At 41.5% G+C, this 21921-nt stretch carries 15 protein-coding genes; 7 read left to right on the forward strand and 8 right to left on the reverse strand.

Going from position 1 to position 21921, the window contains the following annotated elements; all coding sequences use genetic code 11:
- Positions 1-3: 3 nt before the first annotated feature.
- Positions 4-609 (reverse strand): flagellar motor switch phosphatase FliY, encoded by a 606-nt coding sequence (fliY, locus tag BPR_RS10640; protein WP_013281488.1) that lies wholly within the window; start codon positions 607-609, stop codon positions 4-6.
- A 305-nt stretch (positions 610-914) separates the two neighbouring features.
- On the opposite strand from fliY, the gene BPR_RS10645 reads away from it, so the two are divergent.
- The 6 genes from BPR_RS10645 to BPR_RS10670 all read left to right on the forward strand — a co-directional run bounded on the left by BPR_RS10645 (position 915) and on the right by BPR_RS10670 (position 8859).
- Positions 915-1676, forward strand: a complete 762-nt coding sequence (locus BPR_RS10645; RefSeq protein WP_013281489.1) for a DeoR/GlpR family DNA-binding transcription regulator — start codon at positions 915-917, stop codon at positions 1674-1676.
- Positions 1673-2578 (forward strand): 1-phosphofructokinase, encoded by a 906-nt coding sequence (pfkB, locus tag BPR_RS10650; protein ID WP_013281490.1) that lies wholly within the window; start codon positions 1673-1675, stop codon positions 2576-2578. Before BPR_RS10645 ends, pfkB begins: the two co-directional genes overlap by 4 nt.
- Positions 2579-2707: 129 nt before the next feature.
- Positions 2708-4630 (forward strand): PTS fructose transporter subunit IIABC, encoded by a 1923-nt coding sequence (locus BPR_RS10655; RefSeq protein WP_042256942.1) that lies wholly within the window; start codon positions 2708-2710, stop codon positions 4628-4630.
- A gap of 146 nt (positions 4631-4776) precedes the next feature.
- Positions 4777-5040: an HPr family phosphocarrier protein gene (locus tag BPR_RS10660; protein ID WP_013281492.1), complete on the forward strand. Its 264-nt coding sequence runs from the start codon at positions 4777-4779 to the stop codon at positions 5038-5040.
- A gap of 162 nt (positions 5041-5202) precedes the next feature.
- Complete coding sequence (ptsP, locus tag BPR_RS10665; RefSeq protein ID WP_013281493.1) at positions 5203-6909, forward strand: phosphoenolpyruvate--protein phosphotransferase; 1707 nt, start codon at positions 5203-5205, stop codon at positions 6907-6909.
- Positions 6910-7230: 321 nt separating this feature from the next.
- Positions 7231-8859: an IS1182 family transposase gene (locus BPR_RS10670; RefSeq protein ID WP_042257919.1), complete on the forward strand. Its 1629-nt coding sequence runs from the start codon at positions 7231-7233 to the stop codon at positions 8857-8859.
- A 186-nt stretch (positions 8860-9045) separates the two neighbouring features.
- Here the strand turns inward: BPR_RS10670 and BPR_RS20745 are convergent, their stop codons facing one another.
- The 3 genes from BPR_RS20745 to BPR_RS10680 all read right to left on the reverse strand — a co-directional run bounded on the left by BPR_RS20745 (position 9046) and on the right by BPR_RS10680 (position 15197).
- The gene (locus tag BPR_RS20745; RefSeq protein ID WP_013281495.1) at positions 9046-9204 is read right to left on the reverse strand and encodes a hypothetical protein; all 159 of its coding nucleotides are present in this window, start codon (positions 9202-9204) and stop codon (positions 9046-9048) included.
- Between the two features lie 852 nt (positions 9205-10056).
- Positions 10057-13002, reverse strand: a complete 2946-nt coding sequence (locus BPR_RS19855; RefSeq protein WP_167531163.1) for a hypothetical protein — start codon at positions 13000-13002, stop codon at positions 10057-10059.
- Between the two features lie 80 nt (positions 13003-13082).
- A complete protein-coding gene (locus tag BPR_RS10680; protein WP_042256944.1) occupies positions 13083-15197 on the reverse strand; it encodes an efflux RND transporter permease subunit in 2115 nt (704 codons plus the stop codon).
- A 254-nt stretch (positions 15198-15451) separates the two neighbouring features.
- Here BPR_RS10680 and BPR_RS10685 point away from each other — a divergent pair, with 254 nt between their 5' ends.
- Positions 15452-16051, forward strand: coding sequence for a TetR/AcrR family transcriptional regulator (locus BPR_RS10685; protein ID WP_013281498.1), 600 nt, complete (start codon positions 15452-15454; stop codon positions 16049-16051).
- On the opposite strand, the gene BPR_RS10690 is transcribed toward BPR_RS10685, so the two are convergent.
- From BPR_RS10690 to BPR_RS10705, 4 genes are all read right to left on the reverse strand, one after another.
- On the reverse strand, positions 16052-17896 hold the full coding sequence (locus tag BPR_RS10690) for a CHASE2 domain-containing protein (protein ID WP_013281499.1): 1845 nt from the start codon (positions 17894-17896) through the stop codon (positions 16052-16054). It abuts the gene before it with no gap.
- A gap of 39 nt (positions 17897-17935) precedes the next feature.
- Entirely contained in the window at positions 17936-19348 is a 1413-nt protein-coding gene (locus BPR_RS10695; protein WP_013281500.1) for a FecR family protein, read from the reverse strand.
- A gap of 61 nt (positions 19349-19409) precedes the next feature.
- Positions 19410-20858, reverse strand: coding sequence for an HD domain-containing phosphohydrolase (locus BPR_RS10700; RefSeq protein WP_013281501.1), 1449 nt, complete (start codon positions 20856-20858; stop codon positions 19410-19412).
- On the reverse strand, positions 20855-21658 hold the full coding sequence (locus BPR_RS10705; protein ID WP_013281502.1) for an MBL fold metallo-hydrolase: 804 nt from the start codon (positions 21656-21658) through the stop codon (positions 20855-20857). Before BPR_RS10705 ends, BPR_RS10700 begins: the two co-directional genes overlap by 4 nt.
- Between the last annotated feature and the right edge of the window lie 263 nt (positions 21659-21921).

Below are 21921 nucleotides of genomic sequence, written 5' to 3' on the forward strand. Positions count from 1 at the left end.
GTATTACTGTCCTTTATCCATAAATTTTTGGCACATATCCACTGCGAACTGCACCGGATATAATTGTACCATGACGGAATCGATTAGGTCACCTATCGTCATCCTAAAAGCTATTTTAACAAACTTATCATAAGTGGTATCAAACATTTTTTCAAAGACTTTTATACTCTCTACATCAATCTGATTAACTATAGGTGTGCTGATATCTGTAGGCACTCCAAGCATAGATGAAAGAGATGTCGCACTTGTTCCCATCATCTGATTCATGGCTTCCGAAGCAGCCGATAAATGAAGTTCCGTAATCTCACCTGAAGTATTGGTGCCGTCTCCGCCCATCATAAGATCAGTCATGACTTTCACATCATGTTCTTTGAGGACAAGCACATTGTTGCCCTGAAGGCCTTTTACATAATGGATCTGAACGAAAATACAGGTTTTCTCGTAATCATCCAGCGCCTCACTTCTCTTGATCATCTTAACGTTAGGAGTCGTGATATCAACCTTCCTATTGACCATCATACTCAGAGTGGTTGCGGAATTACCCATACTGATATTAGCGATTTCACCTATGATATCTATCTGTTCCTGGGTTAAATTTAATTCTTCCAAATCAGCACCTCCTAAGGCTATATAGTAGAAAAACTCTAATCATATTTTAATATTTTAGTCGCCTGCTTGTAAAGAATGTTTACGCTTTACAGATAAAGCTTTATTGTTTTTTTATACTTTCGTTAATTCTTTTATGATTACTTACTGATTACTTTTGATTATTTAGTGAAGTTTTGTGATTTTTCACAATTCGGTTCCTGATTGTTTGTGATTATTTTTGATTGATTATGAGCTCATATAATGTTATCATGCTCTTAGATTGGTAAAAGAGATATATCTTTTTCTATGACAACGGGGGAATTAAGATGCTCACAAAAGAACGTCAGGACTTAATAGTTTCATATATAAATGAAAAAAACGCAGTAACAGTTGCTGAACTTATGGAAGAATTCGGAGCTTCGGCAGCCACGATCAGAAGAGATCTTACCAGTCTGCACGACGAAAAGAGGATCATCAAGGTATTTGGAGGCGCCACATCTATTTCAGATACGGATGTGAATACCTTCGAGCCAAGCGTATCTGCCAAGTCTTCACTTAACATAGAGGAAAAGGAAGCAATCAGTAAGTACGCTGCATCTCTTATCCATGATGATGATTTCGTATATATAGATTCCGGTACCACTACCCTTGAGATGATCAAGTACATCACCAATACCAAGGCCAAGTACATCACAAACGGAATCGTTCACGCCAAGAAGCTTTTAGAGAAGGGACTTAACACAATGATCATCGGTGGCAGATGTAAACCTACAACGGAAGCCATCATCGGTCCCGACTGTATTGAAGGGATCAGCAAGTATCACTTCACCAAAGCTTTCATGGGCACAAACGGGATTTCACTCCACGCAGGCTACACTACTCCTGATGTGGATGAAGCGCTGGTCAAGCAGGAAGCAGTCAAGCACGCTTATGTATCTTACATACTTGCTGACCACACTAAATTTGGCAAGGTGAGTTCAGTAACCTTTGCCGAGATACCTAACTGCTGCATCATTACTGACAGTGATGTTTCCAAGAATTACAGCAGTAAAACCATTATCAAGAATGTCAATGAGGAGAAAAAATGATCTACACAATTACCTTTAATCCTGCTATTGATTACGTTGTTCGAATGGGAGCAGAACTTCTCCCGGGAATGACTAATCGCTCAGATTCAGAGGAATGCTACTTTGGAGGAAAAGGAATTAACGTTTCCACAATCCTTCAGAATCTGGGAATTGAGAACACTGCTCTCGGCTTTGTAGCCGGATTTACAGGAAAAGCCATTGCCGAAAGCGTTAACCAAAAAGGAATCAAGGCTGATTTTATCGAACTGCCCGAAGGAATCTCCAGGATAAATGTCAAGATCAAGGGCGCAGCTGAGACTGAGATAAATGCTCAGGGGCCTAAGATTCCACAGGATGCTATCGACAAGCTCTTTAAACAGCTGGAAGCTTTACAGGACGGCGACACGATCATCCTTGCAGGAAGTATTCCAAACTCACTTCCAAGCGACATTTATGAGAAGATTCTCGAGAAACTCTCAGACAGACAAATCAATACCGTTGTAGACGCAACCAAGGACCTTCTCAAAAACGTGCTCAAATATCATCCATTCCTGATCAAGCCTAACAATCATGAGCTTGGTGAGATGTTCGGAACAGTACTTAAGACTGATGAAGAAATCGAAGCTCATGCCAAGAAGCTTCAGGAAATGGGCGCCAGAAACGTTCTGATCTCTATGGCTGGCGACGGTGCAATGCTCATAACAGAAACCGGTGAGAAGCACAGAGTCGGAGTTCCAAAGGGACAGGTCAGAAACTCAGTTGGTGCCGGTGACTCCATGGTTGCAGGTTTCGTTGCAGGCTATATGCAAAAGCACGACTATGCTGAAGCTCTCAAGATGGGAACAGCCGCAGGAAGTGCTACCGCTTTCTCAGATGACCTTGCAACAGGTGAAGCGATCAGAGAACTCTATTCCAAGCTTTGATCATCCAACTGTAGAATTCATAAGAATTCCAGATCATATTCAGATATAGATGAGTTTATTTCCAGAAAACTCTTTATATAAAAATCAAAAGGTATAAGTACTATGGGGAAATCCCGCAAAGGAGGGACTATGAAAATCACAGATTTACTAAAAAAAGACAGTATTAGCCTTAATGTCTCAGCTGCTGACCAGAATGCTGCTATCGATGCTCTTATCGAGCTGCATGAAAAGGTTGGTAACCTGAACAATGTATCTGCCTTCAAGAAGGCAATCCTTGCAAGAGAAGAAAAAGGTTCTACAGCTATCGGAATGGGTATAGCAGTTCCACATGCAAAGTCATTTGCAGTAGCAAATCCTGGCCTGTCAGCTATTACAATTCCTGCAGGCATCGACTACAAATCTCTTGACGGCAATCCAAGTAAACTCTTATTCATGATTGCTGCTCCTGATACAGCAGCAGATACTCATCTTGAAGTATTATCCAAGCTTATGACACTTTTAATGGATCAGTCATTTGCTGCTAAGCTTCTTGATGCTAAGACTCCTGATGAGTTTCTTTCTATCATCGATGCCAAAGAGGCTGAGAAGGACAAGGAAGAAGCTGCCAAGAAGGCTGCTGCAGCTCCAAGTGCTGCTCCCAAAAAGCTTCTCGGCGTTACAGCATGTCCTACAGGTATCGCTCATACATTCATGGCTGCTGAAGCTCTTGAACTCAAGGCCAAAGAAATGGGTCTTGCAATCAAGGTAGAAAAAGATGGTTCAGCCGGTGCCAAGGACGTTCTCACAGCAGCAGAAATTGCTGATGCAGACGCTATTATCATCGCATGTGACAAGAACATCGAGATGGGCAGATTCGACGGAAAAGAAGTTATCATCACTTCCACAAAAGAAGCTATTCACAACCCTGAGAACCTTATTAAGAAAGCTGTAGACGGAGAAACAACCGTTTACAAGCACACAGGTGCAGTTACAAAGACTGCTGATACTTCTAATGAATCTATCGGAAGACAGTTTTACAAGCACCTCATGAATGGCGTTTCACATATGCTTCCATTCGTTATTGGTGGTGGTATCCTGATCGCTATTGCTTTCCTTCTTGATGATTACTCAATCGATCCTAGCAACTTTGGTTCTAACACACCTGTTGCTGCATGGTTTAAGACAATCGGCGGCGTAGCATTCGGATTTATGCTTCCAATCCTTGCCGGATTCATAGCACAGAGTATTGCTGACCGTCCAGGTCTTGCAGTTGGTTTCGTAGGCGGCGCCCTTGCCAGCACAGGTGCTACTTTCGCAGCTCCCGGCGGAAACATCCCTTCAGCTTTCCTTGGAGCTCTTGTAGCAGGTTTTGCAGCAGGTTACATAGTTCTTTTCCTGGAAAAGATCTGTGACAAGCTTCCACAGGCTCTTGAAGGAATCAAGCCGGTTCTCATCTATCCTCTCTGCGGAATACTGGTGATCGGTCTTGTAATGTGTGCTATCAACCCTGTTGTTGGTGCTCTTAATGCCTGGATCACAGGAATCCTTGAAGGAATGGGAACTGGATCAATCGTTGTTCTTGGTATTCTTCTTGGAGCTATGATGGCTACAGATATGGGTGGTCCTCTTAACAAGGCTGCATACGTATTCGGTACTGCTGCTCTTGCAAGCCAGAATGAGACAGGTTACATGATCATGGCTGCAGTTATGGTAGGCGGAATGGTACCTCCTATCGCTATCGCACTTGCAACTCTTGTATTCAAGAACAAGTTCACTCCAGCTGAGAGAAAGTCCGGTCCTGTTAACTTTATCATGGGTCTTTGCTTCATCACTGAGGGTGCAATCCCATTTGCAGCTGCTGATCCTCTTAGAGTAATCCCATCTCTCATGGTTGGTTCAGGTGTTGCCGGCGCTCTTTCAATGGTATTTAAGTGCACACTTATGGCTCCTCACGGCGGAATCTTCGTATTCCCTGTAGTTGGTAACGTAGGAATGTATCTTGTAGCACTTCTCGTTGGATCAGTTGTAGGTTGCCTCATGCTCGGACTTCTCAAAAAGAAGGTTGAGGACTGATATATAGTCATATAAAGATATTTAATCATAGCACAGCCGCTTTATCAGCGGCTGTGCACTTGGTTATTAATTCGGTTACTTTTCGAAGTTCTTTACTTTGAATTGATAATATATAAGTTTTTTATTTAAGAAAGGAAATAACAATAATGGTATCACAGAAAATCACAGTAACTAACGAACAGGGTATGCACATGCGTCCGGCTAGTCTCTTCTGCCAGACAGTAACCCCTTTCGCAAGCGATGTTAAGGTAGTATTCAACGGCACAACATACGATGCCAAGAGCGTTATGATGCTCATGAGCGCATGCATTAAGTGCGGTGCAGAGATTGAAATCGTATGTGACGGTCCTGATGAAGCAGATGCACTCAAGAAGGCTGTTGAGCTTGTAGAGAGCGGACTTGGTGACTAATTAACTGTTAGTCAGATATAGATAGACATCTCAAATCTCTGATGTTTCCTTAAAACAAATCGATTTGATATGTCTTATCTATATCTGACTTATATTCTCACTAATACTTACACAGATTGTTAACAGAACACCTCGTTAACTTTTATATATTGGAGGAAGAGAATGTACAAAGGAATTGCCGCATCTCGCGGTATTGGCATCGGAAGCATTTGCGTTATAGCAGAACACGATCTTAGTTTTGAAAAAAAGAAAATTGAAGATACTGCTGCTGAAAAAGAACGTTTTAACAAGGCAGTTGATGAATTCAAAGAAGAGACCATGAAGCAGGCTGAAGATATCAGAAAAAGAATTGGCCCCAAGGAAGCTGAAATCCTTGAAGGCCATCTTGTTATGATATCAGATCCCTCAATGTCCGGTGAAATGACCAAAATGATTGATGCCGGCCAGTGTGCAGAAGCCGCTGTAGAAGCCGTATGTGATATGTTCATCGGCATGTTCTCACAGATGGATGATGAAATGATGAAGCAGCGTGCTTCAGATATCAGCGATATCAAAGTCAGCCTGTTAAAGATTCTCCTCGGAATAAAGGATATTGATATCAGTAAGGTTGAGCCCGGCACTATTCTGGTAGCCAAGGATCTCACACCTTCAATGACATCTCAGATCAACAACAAGAACGTCGCAGGAATCATTACAGAGGTCGGAGGTAAGACTTCCCACTCCGCAATACTTGCAAGAGCACTTGAAATTCCTGCTGTACTCTCTGTTCCTGATGTAACAACCCTTGTCAAAGATAAAGACACGGCAATTGTTGACGGAACTGAAGGCATTGTCTACATAAATCCTGAAGGTGACATTTTATCCAAGTATCTGATCAAACGCGAAGATTTCATCCGCAAGCAGTCAGAACTCAAAGGTTTCCTTGGAAAAGAAACACTTACAGCAGACGGTGAAAGCGTTGAGCTCTTCTGCAATATCGGAACTCCCAAGGATGCCAAAAAAGCTCTTGAATGTGATGGCGAAGGCATAGGTCTTTTCCGTTCAGAATTCCTGTTCATGGATAGCGGACATCTTCCAACAGAGGAAGAACAGTTTAACGCTTACAAGGAAGCTGCTGTAACAATGGATGGCAAGCCTGTTATCATCAGAACTCTTGATATCGGTGGCGACAAAGATATCCCATATCTTGGAATGAAGAAGGAAGAAAACCCATTTTTGGGCTACAGAGCCGTAAGATATTGCCTGGGTAATAAAGAGGCCTATATGCTACAGCTTCGCGCTATAGTAAGGGCAAGTGCCTTTGGTAAGATCAAGATCATGCTTCCTCTTGTAACCTGTGTGGAAGAGCTTCGCGCAGTTAAAGAGATGATCTCTGACATCAAAAAAGATTTTGATACAAACGGTATTGATTACGATAAAGATATAGAAGTTGGATGTATGATCGAGACTCCTGCCGCTTCTCTTATAGCAGATATTCTTGCCAAGGAAGCAGACTTCTTCTCTATCGGTACCAACGACCTTACTCAGTACACCATGAGTGTTGACAGAGGAAATGCTGATGTAGCTTATCTATATTCTACATTCCAGCCATCAGTACTGCGCTCCATCAAGCACATCATTGAATGTGGCAGAAATGCCGGTATCCCTGTAGGCATGTGCGGAGAAGCTGCTGCAGATCCTCTTATGATACCTCTTCTCATCTCCTTTGGGCTTACAGAGTTCTCAGTAAACCCTGTACTGGTATTAACAGCCAGATGCATAATATCCAAATGGAGTAAAAAAGAGGCAGACGAACTTGCAGATAAGATCATGAGCCTTACTACTGAGGCTGAAATCGTAGCTGCACTTAAAGAAGCATCTAAAGAATAATTAAGGCATTGAAAAAGGGGCTGTCGCACTAATTTAGTGTGACAGCCTTTTTAACGCCCAGCCCCTCAGGCATCCGCACAGAAATGATTGTTTTCGTCTGCGGTGTGATTTTCTAAAACTCATTAAGCATCAAATGCCTCATTTCGACGTTGCTCAGAGAAATCGGCATTTGATGCTTTCTTCGTTTTGAAAATCATCATCCTCGTCCGAGAACTGCACATTTCCATGCAGATGTCTGAGGGGCTGGGCTGCTAGTAAATATCTTCACATAAAGCAAAAACCAGACTTCGAAAAGCCTGGTTTTTACTGTAAAATATGTTTATGCGACTAAACAAAATCTTACAAGGAGATTATACAGTTTCTTCCTTGTATCATCAAATCAAACTTCCGCTCGACATAGAAATTTCTATCCCATCCGATGATCCGGTGCGCCTGTTAAGTGCATTTGTGGAGGAAATGAATCTTTCTGATCTGTATAAAACTTATGACAGAATCAGAAAAGGCCAGGCTTCACCGCGTCAGATGCTTAAGATTGTTATCTATGCAGCAATGAACAGAATCTATTCAAGTCGTGATATTGAGTCCGCCTGCAAAAGAGACATCAATTTCATGTACCTTCTGGATGGAGCACCTGCTCCAGACCATTCCACAATAGCAAGATTTATATCAATGCATCTTTCACAATGCGCTAAGCAGATCATGGCACAGGTAGGGACCATACTGCTCGAACTGGGAGAAATATCAGGCGAAAACATCTTTATCGATGGAACAAAGATAGAGTCAGTAGCCAACAAGTATACCTTTGTATGGAAAAAAGCTGTGTCCAAAAACATGATAAAGCTCACTGAAAAGATATGTGTTTTCTGCGCCAGATGTGAAGAACTTTATGGAATAAAAGTAGTCTATAACGATCAGATATCATTACATACCCTTAAGCGTCTTAGAAAGAAACTGTACAAGCTCAAGGAGGATGAAGGTATTGAATTCGTTCATGGAATTGGCAAAAGGAAAACTCAGTTGCAACGTTCGTTGGAAGCTCTTGAAGAATACATAGAAAAACTCAAAGAATACAACCATAAGCTTTATGTATGCGGCACCAGAAATAGTTATTCAAAGACTGATACCGACGCAACATTCATGAGAATGAAGGAAGATGCCATGCTCAATGGCCAGCTTAAGCCAGCATACAATCTGCAGCATGGCGTGGATTCAGAGTATGTCACATGGCTGGATGTCTTTCCGGCTCCAACAGATACCATTACATTGATACCATTTCTGAAAGACATGGAGTCACATCTTACATTCAAGTATAAAAACATCGTTGCTGATGCAGGATACGAAAGCGAAGAAAACTACATATTCATCGAGTCCAACGAGCAGGCCGCGTACATCAAGCCTCAAAACTACGAACTTTCAAAAACAAGGAAGTTCAGGAATGACATAAGCAGGCGTGAAAACATGGACTATGATCCTGAGTCAGACTGCTACACATGCAGAAATGGTCAACAGCTCCCTGCAGTATCCAAAAGAACACAAAAATCAGCAACCGGATATCAGCGTGAAGTTACGATATATGAATGCAGTAGTTGCAATAACTGCCCCTACAAGAAAGATTGCATTAAAGGGAATAACTGTAAGACCGCATTAGAAGATAGAAATAAAAAGCTTTCTGTCTCAAGAAAAATGGAAGAAAAACGAGCAGAATGTCTTGAACGGATAACCAGTGATTACGGAACACAGCTGAGGATGAACCGAAGCATCCAGGCAGAAGGATCCTTCGCAAATGTGAAAGAAGACATGAACTTCAGAAGATATCTGTACCGTGGAAAAGAAAATGTTCTTACACAGAGCATACTTTTGGCAATCGGCTATGACATAAATAAGCTGCATCATAAAATTGCTGCTGAGCGAACAGGAACGCATCTGTTTGAATTAAAAAAGGTTTCATAATTTTTGAAACTTCAAAGCAGAAAAGGCAACAATGCACCGATTAGCACATCGGCTTATTAAAGTACTCTATTTTTGACAGCAGGAAAGATACCGACTTCTCAAATCCACTATTTAAGGCATAAAAATGGGGCCTCGCCCAGATGATTTTATCATCTAGAGCGACAGCCCCTTGTATTATAGTTATATTTATCTCATATTACGCAGCATTTCAATTGCTGTCTGAGGACGAGCCTCAGTCTTAACATTAGGAACTTCATATTTAGCAAGAAGTCTTGCTCTCATTTCCTCTGGATGATTATATAATTGATCCATGATTCGATCAAAGGCCTGTTTCCATTCGCCCATATCACATTACCTCCATCATATAGTCCCCCTCAGACCTGATGTAAGAAATTCATCAATTACTTCATACACTCCCAAATCATAGATTTAGGAATTTCACTCCAAACAACGTTAGCGTTTAATATCGTAACTGATTAATCATCTAATAGCAATGTGAAAAATCACAAAAATTTGTGAAATAACTGTGAACCCCAAAGCCCGCACCCAATGGGCATTTCAGCACATCACAATCCCTGAGCAAGCATTCACGACGCTCAATAAAGGATTTTTTCGTCCTTGTGAGAATCCGGAGATTTCATGAGCCCTTTAAAAGCTATATAAGAATTCTGCTTCGTTTCAACTTGTCTGAGCACTTAGGAAGCCCTTTCCTCGCACCACTTCCCTTTGCTCGTCACTGACAAATGCAGATTTTCTTAGATGTTTCCGCATTTTTTCTTTTATTGATGCATGTTCAGCTAAACTTGCAGGACGGACAGTAAATTAGCTTAATGAAAATGCCTTAGCTCGCACAGCGAGCGTAAGCAAAAAGAGAGAACTCAATCTTACAAGTTAACTTGAAGAAGTTGAGTTCTCTCTTTTTGTAAGCGCTACGCGCTATAAGGCATTTTCATCATGAATACAACTAGCCGTCCTGCTTCAAACAGAGCTTCGCATGCATCGTGAAAAAATGCTATGGAAACATTAGAAAATCGCATTTGCCATCTCAGACTCGCAATGGAAAGCTGGCTGCATCAGAGCGCTTCATAAGTGCGAGTTTTGAAACGAAGAATTCTTATGGTGCTTTTAAAAGGCCATGAAATCCCGGATTTGAGTGGCGAAAAAACCTTTATGAGCAAGTATCGGCTTAGCTCAGGCTCAGATGTCCTGAGCCTTGACGCCTTCTGTTTTGATGATGAATTTAACGCTGCTCTTCTCTTCTGTGCTGGCACCGCCGAATGATGTGTAGTTGCTGCCGGCTTCCTGGATTGCAGTCATCTTGTCAGCAAATTCTGTGAGATCTCCATCGAATGCTTCGTAGAGCTTCTTGATTCCTTCTTCATCAAACTTGCAGATTCCATCAAGGAGCTCCTGTACACCATCATCAAGCTTCTTGGCGCCATCATTAAGTTCGCCTGCACCATCATTTAACTTCTTGGCACCATCCATAAGTTCTGATGCACCATTGTCGAGTTCACCAGCTCCGTTATCAAGTTCACCTGCACCATTGTCAAGTTCACCTGCGCCGCTATTAAGTTCATCTGCTCCGCTCTTGAGCTGCTTGGTTCCATCAGTAAGCTTATTAGCTCCATCTTTGAGCTTGCCTGCGCCATCATCAAGCTGGCCTGCTCCGCTCTTAAGCTGACTAGCACCACTTCTTAACTTCTCATTGCTTGCAGCCAGTGTACCTATGCCAGTTGCAAGCTGTGCAGTACCTGCCTTAAGAGTTCCAAGTCCTGTATCAAGCCTGGTTGCTCCTTCGTCAAGCTGTCCAAGTCCGGCCTGTAACTGCTTGGATCCTGCGTCTACAGCACTGACTCCGTCAATAAGCTGTTTGATCAACTCCATATCTGTCTCTGATATACCCATTGTTGAAAGATTTGCAAGAACCTGATCCATTGTCTCTACGGCAGCACTTGTAGCTGAGAATGCGGACATATAAATTGTAATATATGTTGCAGTCTGAGTAGCTGCGGCAGCTTTCTCTGCATACAATTTTTCAGCGTCCTCTTTTGCAGCTGCAGCTCTTTCTGCATATTCCTTTTCTGCAGCTTCTTTTGCAATTTCAGCCTGTTTTGCATATTCCTCTGCTGCCTTTGCAAGAGCCTCATTTACTGCAGCGTCAACCATAGCTTTAACCTGTTCCTCAGAATAGCCTGTTGCAGGATTACCACCGTTATCATTGTTATTATTGTTATCACCATTGTTTGTGTCATCTGCATTGTCTGGAGCATCTGCCTTAGGTGTTTCATCATCCTGAATTGAAGCAATTGTATTTACAGGTACTTCTTCTTTTTTGTTTTCATCAAGTGTTTCTACAGTATCTGTCTTTTCTTTATCTGCAGGAACTGTTTCATCAGTATTTGGAGCTGGAATATCGCCGCCCTCAATATCCTGATCAAGTTCTGCACCGTTATCTTCCTGATGAACTTCTCCTGACTGCTGACCTCCAAGATATGCAAGCCCTGCTGCCTTAACAGCTTCTACATTATCAGCTGTTATATTACCCTTTGAACACTTACTTAAAATAGCAAGAGTTGTAGCATCACATCCTACGCCTGGAGTAGTAAGATAGGCATATGCTGCTGCATAAGCATCTCTATTATTCTGTAAGCTTTCTAATGCTCCTTTTGATGCTTCTGACATAGCTGTAATCTTCTGCTGCAGCATATTTGCGCCGCCGCTAAGCTTCTCAGTACCAGCTGCAAGCTGATCTGCGCCTGCCATAGCACTCTTTATTCCTGTAGAAAGAGCTTCTGATCCGGCTTTTGCAGAAGCTGCGCCCTTAGAAAGCTCTCCTGCTCCTGAATTAACCTTAGAAACGCCATCTGTATATGCAACAATACCTTCATAGAGACTTCCAGCACCTGTGCTTAACTGACTTGTTCCGTTCTTGAGTGTTCCTGTTCCTTCTGCAAGCTGTCCTGCTCCATTTACAAGCTCTCCTGCTCCATTTGCAAGCTTAGTTGTGCCGTCTTTAAGTTTGCCAGTACCATCTTTGAGCTTGCCTGTTCCATCCTTAAGTTTACCTGTGCCGTCCTTAAGATCCTTGGTTCCATCATAGAGCTTACCAGTTCCGTCTACGAGTTCCTGTGTTCCATCGTAGAGCTTACCTGTTCCGTCCTTGAGTTCTCCTGCTCCATCCACAAGCTTGTCAGAACCATCATTAAGCTCATTCATGTCATCCTTGAGGTCATCAATCTTGTCAGAATCTGTCAGATCAGATACTCCAAAGTCTGAGAGAATATCAGAACTTGCCATAGTGATTGTCATTCCAAGTTCAAAATCTGTTGTATCTGCTGTAATTTCGAAAGAATTTGAAAGCTTATCCTGTAGTTCCTTGGAATCGTCAAGTTCGTCCCACTTATCATCAGAGATATCAAGACTCTCTTTTAACCCTGGAAGAGCTACACCCATAACAATGTAGTTGCCGCCATCAGAGATGATCTTACCATTTGAAATCTCAACATTGCTGAACTTGTCTGAATCAAGCATCATGCCTGAAACCATAGCAAATGGTGTGTAAACATCAATATTCTTGCCATCAACATCAACTGTCTGTTTAGCCTTGTTCTCATACTCAAAACGGATTGTTACCTTTCCGCTCTTTCCTGCAAGATCTGCAGGAGAAATCTCTTTTCCATCAAGAGTATAAGTGATCTTCATATCTACAGGAAGTTCCTTATCTGTAGTTCCCTGATAATAGATATCTGAACCATCTGCATTCCAGGTAACTGTTCCATCACCATTCTCAGTGAAGCTCTCATCACCCTTGACGTTAACGATATCCTTAAGCTCTGTAGTATCTGTAAGCTCTGAGGAAGCTGTCGCATTCTTGAGCCACTCGCTGACAATTACATCGTTAACTGAGCCACTTGCATCTGCTGTAACATAAACTGTCTCTACCTTGCCGGCTTCTCCAAGAGAGCCTGCTGCCTGAGCTCCGGCAACAATGCTCTTCTCAAGCTGCTGCTCCTGCCTTGTTTCAACGGCAGAAGCTGTATCTTCTGTTGCTACTGTATTAGAACCGCATGCCACTGTCATAACAGCCATCATGCATGCCATAATTACTGAAATTGATCTTAAAAGATTTTTCTTAATCATATCTCTCCTCTTTTCCGCACTACCAATGTGCATTTATTCTCTTCTGCGATCATTCGCAGGTGATCATCCCAACTTAACTGTTACGCAACCTTATGTATGTGGAAGTGATGACCGCCATTGTGAGGCCTTGGTTCATCAGCCTTCATACCAAAAGTCGTTCTCATGATAAGACCATCAAAGATCATATACATTGCAGGAAGTACAAGTATTACAGTGAACATACTGATGATCGCGCCTCTTGCCATAAGGTTACAGAGAGAGCCAATCATATCAATACTTGAGATAAGTCCTACACCGAATGTGGCTGCGAAGAATGAAAGCGCACTTACAATTACTGACTTCATGCTGGTTGAAAGAGCTATGAGTGTAGCTTCTTTCTTGTCATGTCCGGACTTTCTCTCATTGAGGTATCTTGTTGTCATGAGGATTGCATAGTCAACTGTAGCTCCCAGCTGGATTGTTCCGATTACAACAGATGAAATGAAAGGAATAGTTGTCTGTGTGTAATATGGAAGTCCCATGTTCACGAAAATAGCAAACTCGATAACTGCCACCAGTATGAATGGAAGCGATACTGATTTAAGTACAAATGCAATGATCAGGAAAACAAGCCCGATTGAAACTGTATTAACTACCTGGAAATCATGGTTTGTAATATTTATAAGATCCTTGGTACATGGTGCCTCACCTACAACCATTGCATGTGGATCATAACTCTTTACTATCTTGTCAACTGTAGCAATCTGGTTATTGATCTCATCAGATGCGATCTTGTAATCAGTTGTGAGCAGAACCATCTTCCACTGATCAGATTCAAGATCTGATAAAAGATCTTCCGGAATAAACTCTCTTGGGAAAGAAGGTCCCATCAGTGAATCCGTTCCCAGAACTGAGAGAATACCATCTGTATTCTTGAGCTCATGGATCATCATATTCATCTGTGCTGTATCAAGGTTCTTGTCAACGAGCAGCATGTATGCTGAGTTCATATCAAACTCTTCATCAACCTTGTTGGCACCCTGTACACTCTCAAGTGAATCAGGAAGTGTCTGCGTAAGGTCATAGTAAACACTTGCGTGGTTGTTACCATAAATAGCAGGCGCTAAAAGAGCCAGGAACACAAAGAAGAATGCCAGATAGTGTTTGGATACAAACTGTGGTATCTTGACGAATTCGGGCATAAGAGGCTTATGCTTGGTCTTCTCTATTAGATTGTCAAAAACAAGGATCATGCTCGGAAGGATTGTTACACAGCCTATAACTCCGAATACAACGCCCTTAGCCATTACAACGCCAAGGTCAAGTCCAAGTGTAAAGCTCATAAAGCAAAGTGCTATAAATCCGGCAATTGTAGTTATTGAACTACCGATTACTGATGTAAAGGTTGCTGAAATAGCCTTTGCCATCGCATCCTTTTTATCACTGTTTTCTGCAAGTTCCTCCTGGTAGCTGTGCCAGAGGAAAATAGAGTAGTCAAGTGTTACTCCAAGCTGTAGTACCGCACTAAGCGACTGGGTGATAAAAGAAATCTCTCCCTTAAATACATTCGTTCCCATGTTGTAAACAATTGCCATTCCTATACTAAGAAGGAAGAACAAAGGAATAAGATAAGAATCCATTGTTAGTGAAAGAACTATGACTGCCAGGAGAACTGCAATACCTACATAAATAGGTGTCTCTTTCTCTGCCATATTCTTGGTATCTGTAACTATGGCACTCATGCCGCTCATAAAGCACTGCTTGTTTGATACCTTCCTGATATCCTCAATAGCCTGCATTGTTCCATCTGCTGAAGTTCCCTCGTCGAAGATGATAAACATCATTGTGGCATCATCACTATTAAAGGCTTCATATACCCTGTCAGGGAGCATTTCCATAGGAACTGAAATATCCATAACTGAGTCATACCAGATAACATCTGATACATGATCGACTTTTTCTATTTCTGCCTTCAGATTTGAAACATCCTTCTCATCCATGCCTTCTGCTACATACAAAACAAAAGCACCGGTTCCAAACTGATCCAGCAGAATATCCTGACCTTTCATGGTCTCAATATCTCCCGGCAAATATGTCAGGATATCGTAATTAACCCTGGTGTTGAAATATCCGATTGCTGACGGTATCAGAAGCGCAAAGGCAACAATCAGAATTACATACCTTAGCTTTACAATTAAATGTGAAAGCTTATTCATAACTTTTCCTCCTCTGAAATTATTTATCCACCAACCAACAAAAATGTGAAATTTATTATTGACCAATGGTCATTTTCTATAGTATGGTATAACACATAAATGACCGTTGGTCAATAATTCAAAAATTAAATTTTTATAATATAGGTTCAGGGGCAGTCCAAAAAAACAATAAATATGCTGTTTAGACGACATTTGATTGCATATGTTACAATGAATATGAAAAAGAAATATGCCCCTGAAAAGAGGAAATAAAAATGGGAAAAGCAGATCAAAATAAGAAATTAAAAATGGAAAATCTTCTGAACACATCCTTTGAGCTGTTCACTTCACAGGGTATCAACAAGACTTCCATTCAGGACATAGTTAACAAGGCAGGAGTTGCCAAGGGCACCTTCTACCTTTATTTCAAAGACAAATATGATATCAGAAACAGACTTATCGCCCACAAATCAAGTCAGTTGTTCATGCAGGCTTATAATGCCCTTCAAGAGACCAAAATAAGAGATTTCGAGGGAAGACTTATCTTTATAATGGACTATGTCCTCGATGAACTGGAAGCCAACAAAGGGCTACTGGCATTTATATATAAGGATTTGTCCTGGGCAGTATTTAAAAAAGCCCTCACCACTCCAATGAGCAGTGAGGACGTTGATTTTGGTGAAATCTATCGCAAGATGGTTGAGGAGTCAGGCCTCAAATTCTCCGATGCTGAAATCATGTTATTTATGATAATTGAACTTGTAGGTTCTACGGGTTATAGCTCTATCATGTACAATGACCCTGTAAACCTCAAGGACTTAAAGCCCTATCTTGAGCAGACTGTTCGCAGCATAATCAAACAGTTCAAAATGTGATCAGTCAAGTTCATCAACCTTTAGAACTTCAAAGCCTTCTGCTTTTCCTTTTAGCTTGATAGTTCCTCCAAGTGATGTAACTTTTATCCTGTCCTTGAGTGCATCTGCTACAACTCGGCTAATATATACTGTTCCGCCAGGAGCATTGGCTTCAAGCCTTGCAGCCGTATTAACTGTATCTCCGATTGCAGTATAATCCATGTGCTTTTCTGCGCCCATGTTTCCTACAACTGCAGGTCCATAGTTAACTCCAACTCCGACTCTTAGCTCCTCACCAATTTCTTCCTTGAGCTCGTCGGAAACTCTTTTGGCTCCCTCAATTATATCCATTGCAGTTCTGACTGCATTATATATAGCATCATCCTGTGGAAGTGGAGCTCCCCAAAATGCCATCATTGCATCTCCAACAAATTTATCCAATGTTCCCTTGTTCTTTTCAACACAGTCACTTGCCATAGTCAGATACTTGTTTAGTATAAAGACAACCTTCTCAGGAGCTAGTCTTTCTGACATTGTCGTAAAGCCTCTTACATCAACGAACAAAACTGCTATGTCGCAGGTTTTACCTCCAAGTGAGAGATTCTCCATTCCCTCTTTCATGATCTCTTTGACAATCTCAGGTGCAACATATCTTTCAAAGGTCTTGGTCACTCTTCTCTTCTCAAGGGCTGCCCTCAAATAGTGGACCGCAAGGGATGCAACATACATGATCACGATTCCAAGCGGCAACCATATTACATGAACTATCCAGCCATTGCTATATAGAAGATAAGAAACTCCAAGCGACAAGATCATCAGGACTACCATAAAAATAGTCGCAAACTTGACTGAAGTAATAAGGAATACTGTTATTCCAACTAAAACTGCTATGAATAACAGGCCTGCCTGCAGGACATCAGACATTTCCTTTTTATAATCGCCTCTAAGGAGTGCTTCAATTACATTGGCCTGGTACTCAACTCCATACATCTTCTGGGCTCTATCGATAGGAGTAAAGTATTCATCCTGTAGTCCTGCAGCGTATGGCCCTATTAGAACTATTTTGCCAGCATAATAATCAGCCGGCACTTCCCCGTTAATAAGCTTGTACAGATTCATGCCATCATTGTAAGTTCCCGGCCTTACAGTGTAGGAAAGATAGAAATGACCTCGTTCATCCACCATAGGATCTGACAAGGACCTTCCATTTTGCAGGCAATAAAGACGAGCTGCTTCATGAGCCATTGAATAGATGCGGTCAGTTGTTTCAGCTCCACTTTGATGATCAAAATACAAAAGAGAATGCCTAAGGACGCCATCCATGTCATACATGGCATTTATATGTCCCTGAGTAGTAACATCTTTTAACCTCTTATAAGGTTCCTCGTAGTTATAGATAAGATGGCCGTGCATCTGGAACTTGCCATTTTCATCTTCAATAAAACCTGAACCAAATACTCCCGCAGAAGCAGTAACTACATTTCCAAGCTTTTCTGCTGCATTTGCAAGTCTTTCGTCAGCTTCAGGGTCAGTTTCTCCAATGTAGAGTGTATCAATTGCCACAACTGCAGGTTTGTTCCGGGGATCTGCCCCCAGAGCCTCCAGAGCACTGGCCATAACGTTCCTATCCCAGGTGTTATAAGCACCAATATGCTCCAGAGTCTCATCATCAATACTTATTATAACCACGTCACCAGAAACAGCCTGCGGCTTCTGGAAAAGAGCATCCTGTATCCACTTATCTGCGCGGTTCACCACTTTGAAATAAACAGCTAAGGTATATAGAACCGTCAGAATAAAGAAAAGAATGGCTAAATTTCTGTATTTAGGTCTTTTTAAATAACTCCTGATTATCTTCTTACTCATTGGTTATCATCAGCTCCCTGAATTATTGCCAATTTTCAATTATGGGTTATTAGTACCGTCTGGATTATCCGGGTCTATGTAATTTGGATTATCTGGATTGGTATTATCAGGATCAAACAATTCGCTGTTAGGGTCAGCATAAGGATTATAATAGCCTTCGTCTGTCTTCCCAGTATTATTTGCCTGACTACTGTTATCATCTACATAATTACTATCATCCTGATTTATATTATTTGACTGATTAAGTGCATTCTGCATTGCCTGCTGGTCAAGCATTGCCTGTTGCTGCAGTCTTTCCTGCTCAGCCTGTTCTTCCTGAGCTCTTGCAAGATCCTGCTGGAACTTCAGATATGCTTCTTCCTGCGAACTAATCTGCTGCTGGGCCTCAGCTTCTGTTGCTGCTCTTCCTTCTTCCTCTCCATGTTCCAGGTAGTGCTGATAAAGAGCTCCCGGATCATCTCCATAATGCTCTACAACATCCGGATTCTGTGATGCGTAGTAAACTGGGTCAAAATCCGATGTATCTGGTAAAACGGCTTCAGGTTTTTCCTCTGCTACCTGCTGCGGTTCTTCTGCTTCTTCTGTGACTACTTCTGTAGCAGGTTCTTCTATTATTTCTTCTGCGGACGAACTCTCTGCTGCGCTTGCAACTTCTTCTTTTTCAGGTTCTGTTTCTATTTCATCACCAGCATTAGCAGGAATTACGTCCTCAGGAATCTCTTCAATACCAAGGATCTTATCCTTATCCCATCCAGTAGCATTGCATACTTTAGCTAAAAGATTATCGTTTTCTATAAGTCTGTCTTTGATGGCCTGCTTAAGATCATCTTCTGATACGTCTTCAAGAGCAAACATGATGCTGTCCTTGGGCCTGTCATTATACAGATATACCCTGATCCTCTGGCCTGCTTTTACCCTGATGGTCTTCTTCTCGCCGGTCACCGGGTTAGTACCTATAACTTCAACCTCTCCATCTGTAATATAGAGAGTTTCATATCCTTCTTCATCCACTGCCACATATCCTGATGTTCCTCTGATACCAACTACCATTGATGATGTTCTGATATCAAAGGTCTCATCTGCAGCAAGCTTCTTGCTTACTTCAAAGAAAAGGCTTCCGTCCGTAAGCTTGATATTAAGCTTTTTTCCCTTTTGTTCGAACTGCGCTCTACTCTCATCATTGATTGTTACAACTTTGGAATCATCAAGAGCAATTGCAGCAAGGGAAGCACTCTCGGTCTTTATCGCATTTCCATTTGCAAGGCGAATGTTATCTATGATAGTCTTCTCTTTTTCTTTGTCGAATAACTTAACTATTCCCTGCATCTTGAGGAGCCTCATAGTTGTAGCAGTCAGCCTTTGTGCATAGATAAATATAACGATCCCTGCTACAGAGGCCATGAGAATTGCAACTATTACCGCAATTTTCTTAATACTAAAGGTCTTTTTCATGGTCACTCCTTTCCGGACCAGAGCCCATAGGTCCGAGGCGATTAGCCAAAAATAAAGTTACTCACTCCTTCTCCCAAGCTTTACTTTCTTTAAATAGATCAAGAATGTTTTTGTCTATCTTTCCCTCATTAGCCATGCTATCCAATATGCCAAATGCTTTTTCTGATGGCATTGGCGGCTTGTATGGCCTATCCTCTGCTGTCAGCGCATCATACACATCGATGATGGTAAGGAATCTGACCTGCACCGGAATATCTTCTGCTGTCTTGTGATTTGGATATCCAGAGCCATCAAGCAGTTCGTGGTGCGATGCTGCCCAATCCGGAACATTTGAATATGGTCCTCTGAAATCCATCTTGTCCAGCATCTTTCCTGTGTAAACTACATGTGACTGCATCACATTTCTCTCTTCATCCGTCAGCGTTCCCTTTCTTACTGTTATTGCTGTTTCTTCCTCCCCTGTTAAAAGAGCTATCTCTTTTCCTTCCTCATCAAGTACCATTATCTTGGCTGCATTCCTTAGGTTCTCCAGAACATCATCCGGAAGAAATCCCTTGGTATCACATTCTTCAATGAGTTCATAAGCTCTTTTGATCTCCTTAATCTTGTCCTGGTGCTTATCAAGCTGCGCCGGATTCTTATATCCTTCCAGTTCTTCCATAAGGCAGGCCACTGTAACTCTGTTTTTAACTGCCATTTTCTTATCACCAAGCCTTGTGGCCTTATCCATTACTTCAAGCGGAATTACCAGCTTGCCAATATCGTGAAGCCAGACACTCATGAGGAATGAATCTTTTTCTTCCTCTGTCAGCGCTCTTTGATCATGTGCCTTCCCAATATAATCCAGAAACTTCCTTGCATAGCTGACCATGCTCTTAGTGTGATTAGCGTTGTAGGAACTTCTGGTATCAATTGCTTCTACCATAACTTCCACGAAGGAATGGAGAGTATCGAGAACCTGCTGGGCAAGCCTTCTGTTAGTGAGGCTAACTGCTGCAAGAGAAGCAAGTGCTGAAATGATATCTTCTACTTCAACCGGAAAAGGAATCACTTCTTTGTCTTTATCCTGAGCATTTATCAGCTGCAGAACTCCAAGCACTTCGCTCTTATCATCTTCAAGGGGAATTACCAGCATGGATTTTGTTCTGTATCCATTCATAGCGTCATACTTTTTGGCTCCCGAGAAATCATACTCATCTGACTCATATACGTCAGCTATATTGATTTTCTTTTTATCCAGTACCGCACATGCACTTACATATTCACGGCTAAGCTTAAGTGGCGGCATTGACTTTTTTTTACTCGAAACATCATCTGGAAAACCGGCTGCTCCTGTATATGTATTGTGGAAAAAGAGCTGATCGTCCTGCCTTACGTACACAGTTCCTGCATCACAATTACTGATAGTTATTGCTTCCTTGAGAATCATGTCCAAAAGCTTATCAATATTTTTTTCAGCAGATAATGCTATTGCTATCTGTATCAGGTGATCTGTCTTAAATTCCTTCATATAGTAATAACCTCCCCTTCGTATCCGAAGGATATATCTGAGCCAGAACTTTCTCTTATTCTTTCTTCCTGAGCCTTTATAAAGCTATCATTGTGGGCCGGAGAATGATGGATGAATACAAGCTTTTTGGCCTTTGCTTTATCTTTTAATCTAATTCCGGCTTCCGGAGTTGAATGTCCATATCCCCTGTGCTCTTCATACTCTTCTTCTGTATACTGAGCATCGTACAGGATAAGATCTGCCTCTTTTGAAAACTCTGCGATTTCTTCAGTTTTTACTTCATCAGCGTGGTCGTGATCAGTTATGATAACTATCCTTTTACCATTACTTTCTACTCTAAAGATTGTTGAGCCTCCCGGATGATTAGCATCCATGGAAAAGACCTTTATATCGCCAAATTCTATTTTCTCTTCCGCTACCTTTAATTCTTTGATAGAAACTTTGGCGGGATAATCATCTATTTTGCAGGGCCAGAGCGGGTTTGAAATCAGCCTTTCTATCTGCTTTTTGGGAGATAAGCCATCTCTTTTGGCAAGGTAAATATCTATATTCCTATGCGCATCCTTAAGCCCATTAAAGGCCATGAGTCCTATAAGATGATCAACATGTGAATGAGTCATAAGAATAGGGATATTCTGTTGTTTCATTTCGGGAACGTTTATGATCCCAGTACCGGCATCTACAATAACCGCCTGAGTAGAAGTCTCTATAAGATAACAAGATGTAGAACCGCCGTATTTCTCATATTCTTTTCCGAATACTGGATAGGATCCTCTTATTCCGCAAATCGTTAGTTTCAACTTTTATCTCCTTGTGATATCAATCAAAAACTGTCTGCTGATCTAAGTTTCTTGTTTCGTGGTTCGCATTTTGATAATATTTTTTTAGTTATATGAATTATATTTTTTTGAAAATCATATTTTAAATCACATTTCACTTTTATATTGTTAATTTATATCCGTTTCATGATAATTAATGTTCAGTTTATAATCTTTATTTTTTCTAAAGGAATTTATGGCTTTTTGGAGCATAAAAAAAAGCTCTAATGGAATTTATCCACTAG

It is taken from the genome of Butyrivibrio proteoclasticus B316 (assembly GCF_000145035.1).
GTDB classification, from domain to species: domain Bacteria; phylum Bacillota; class Clostridia; order Lachnospirales; family Lachnospiraceae; genus Butyrivibrio; species Butyrivibrio proteoclasticus.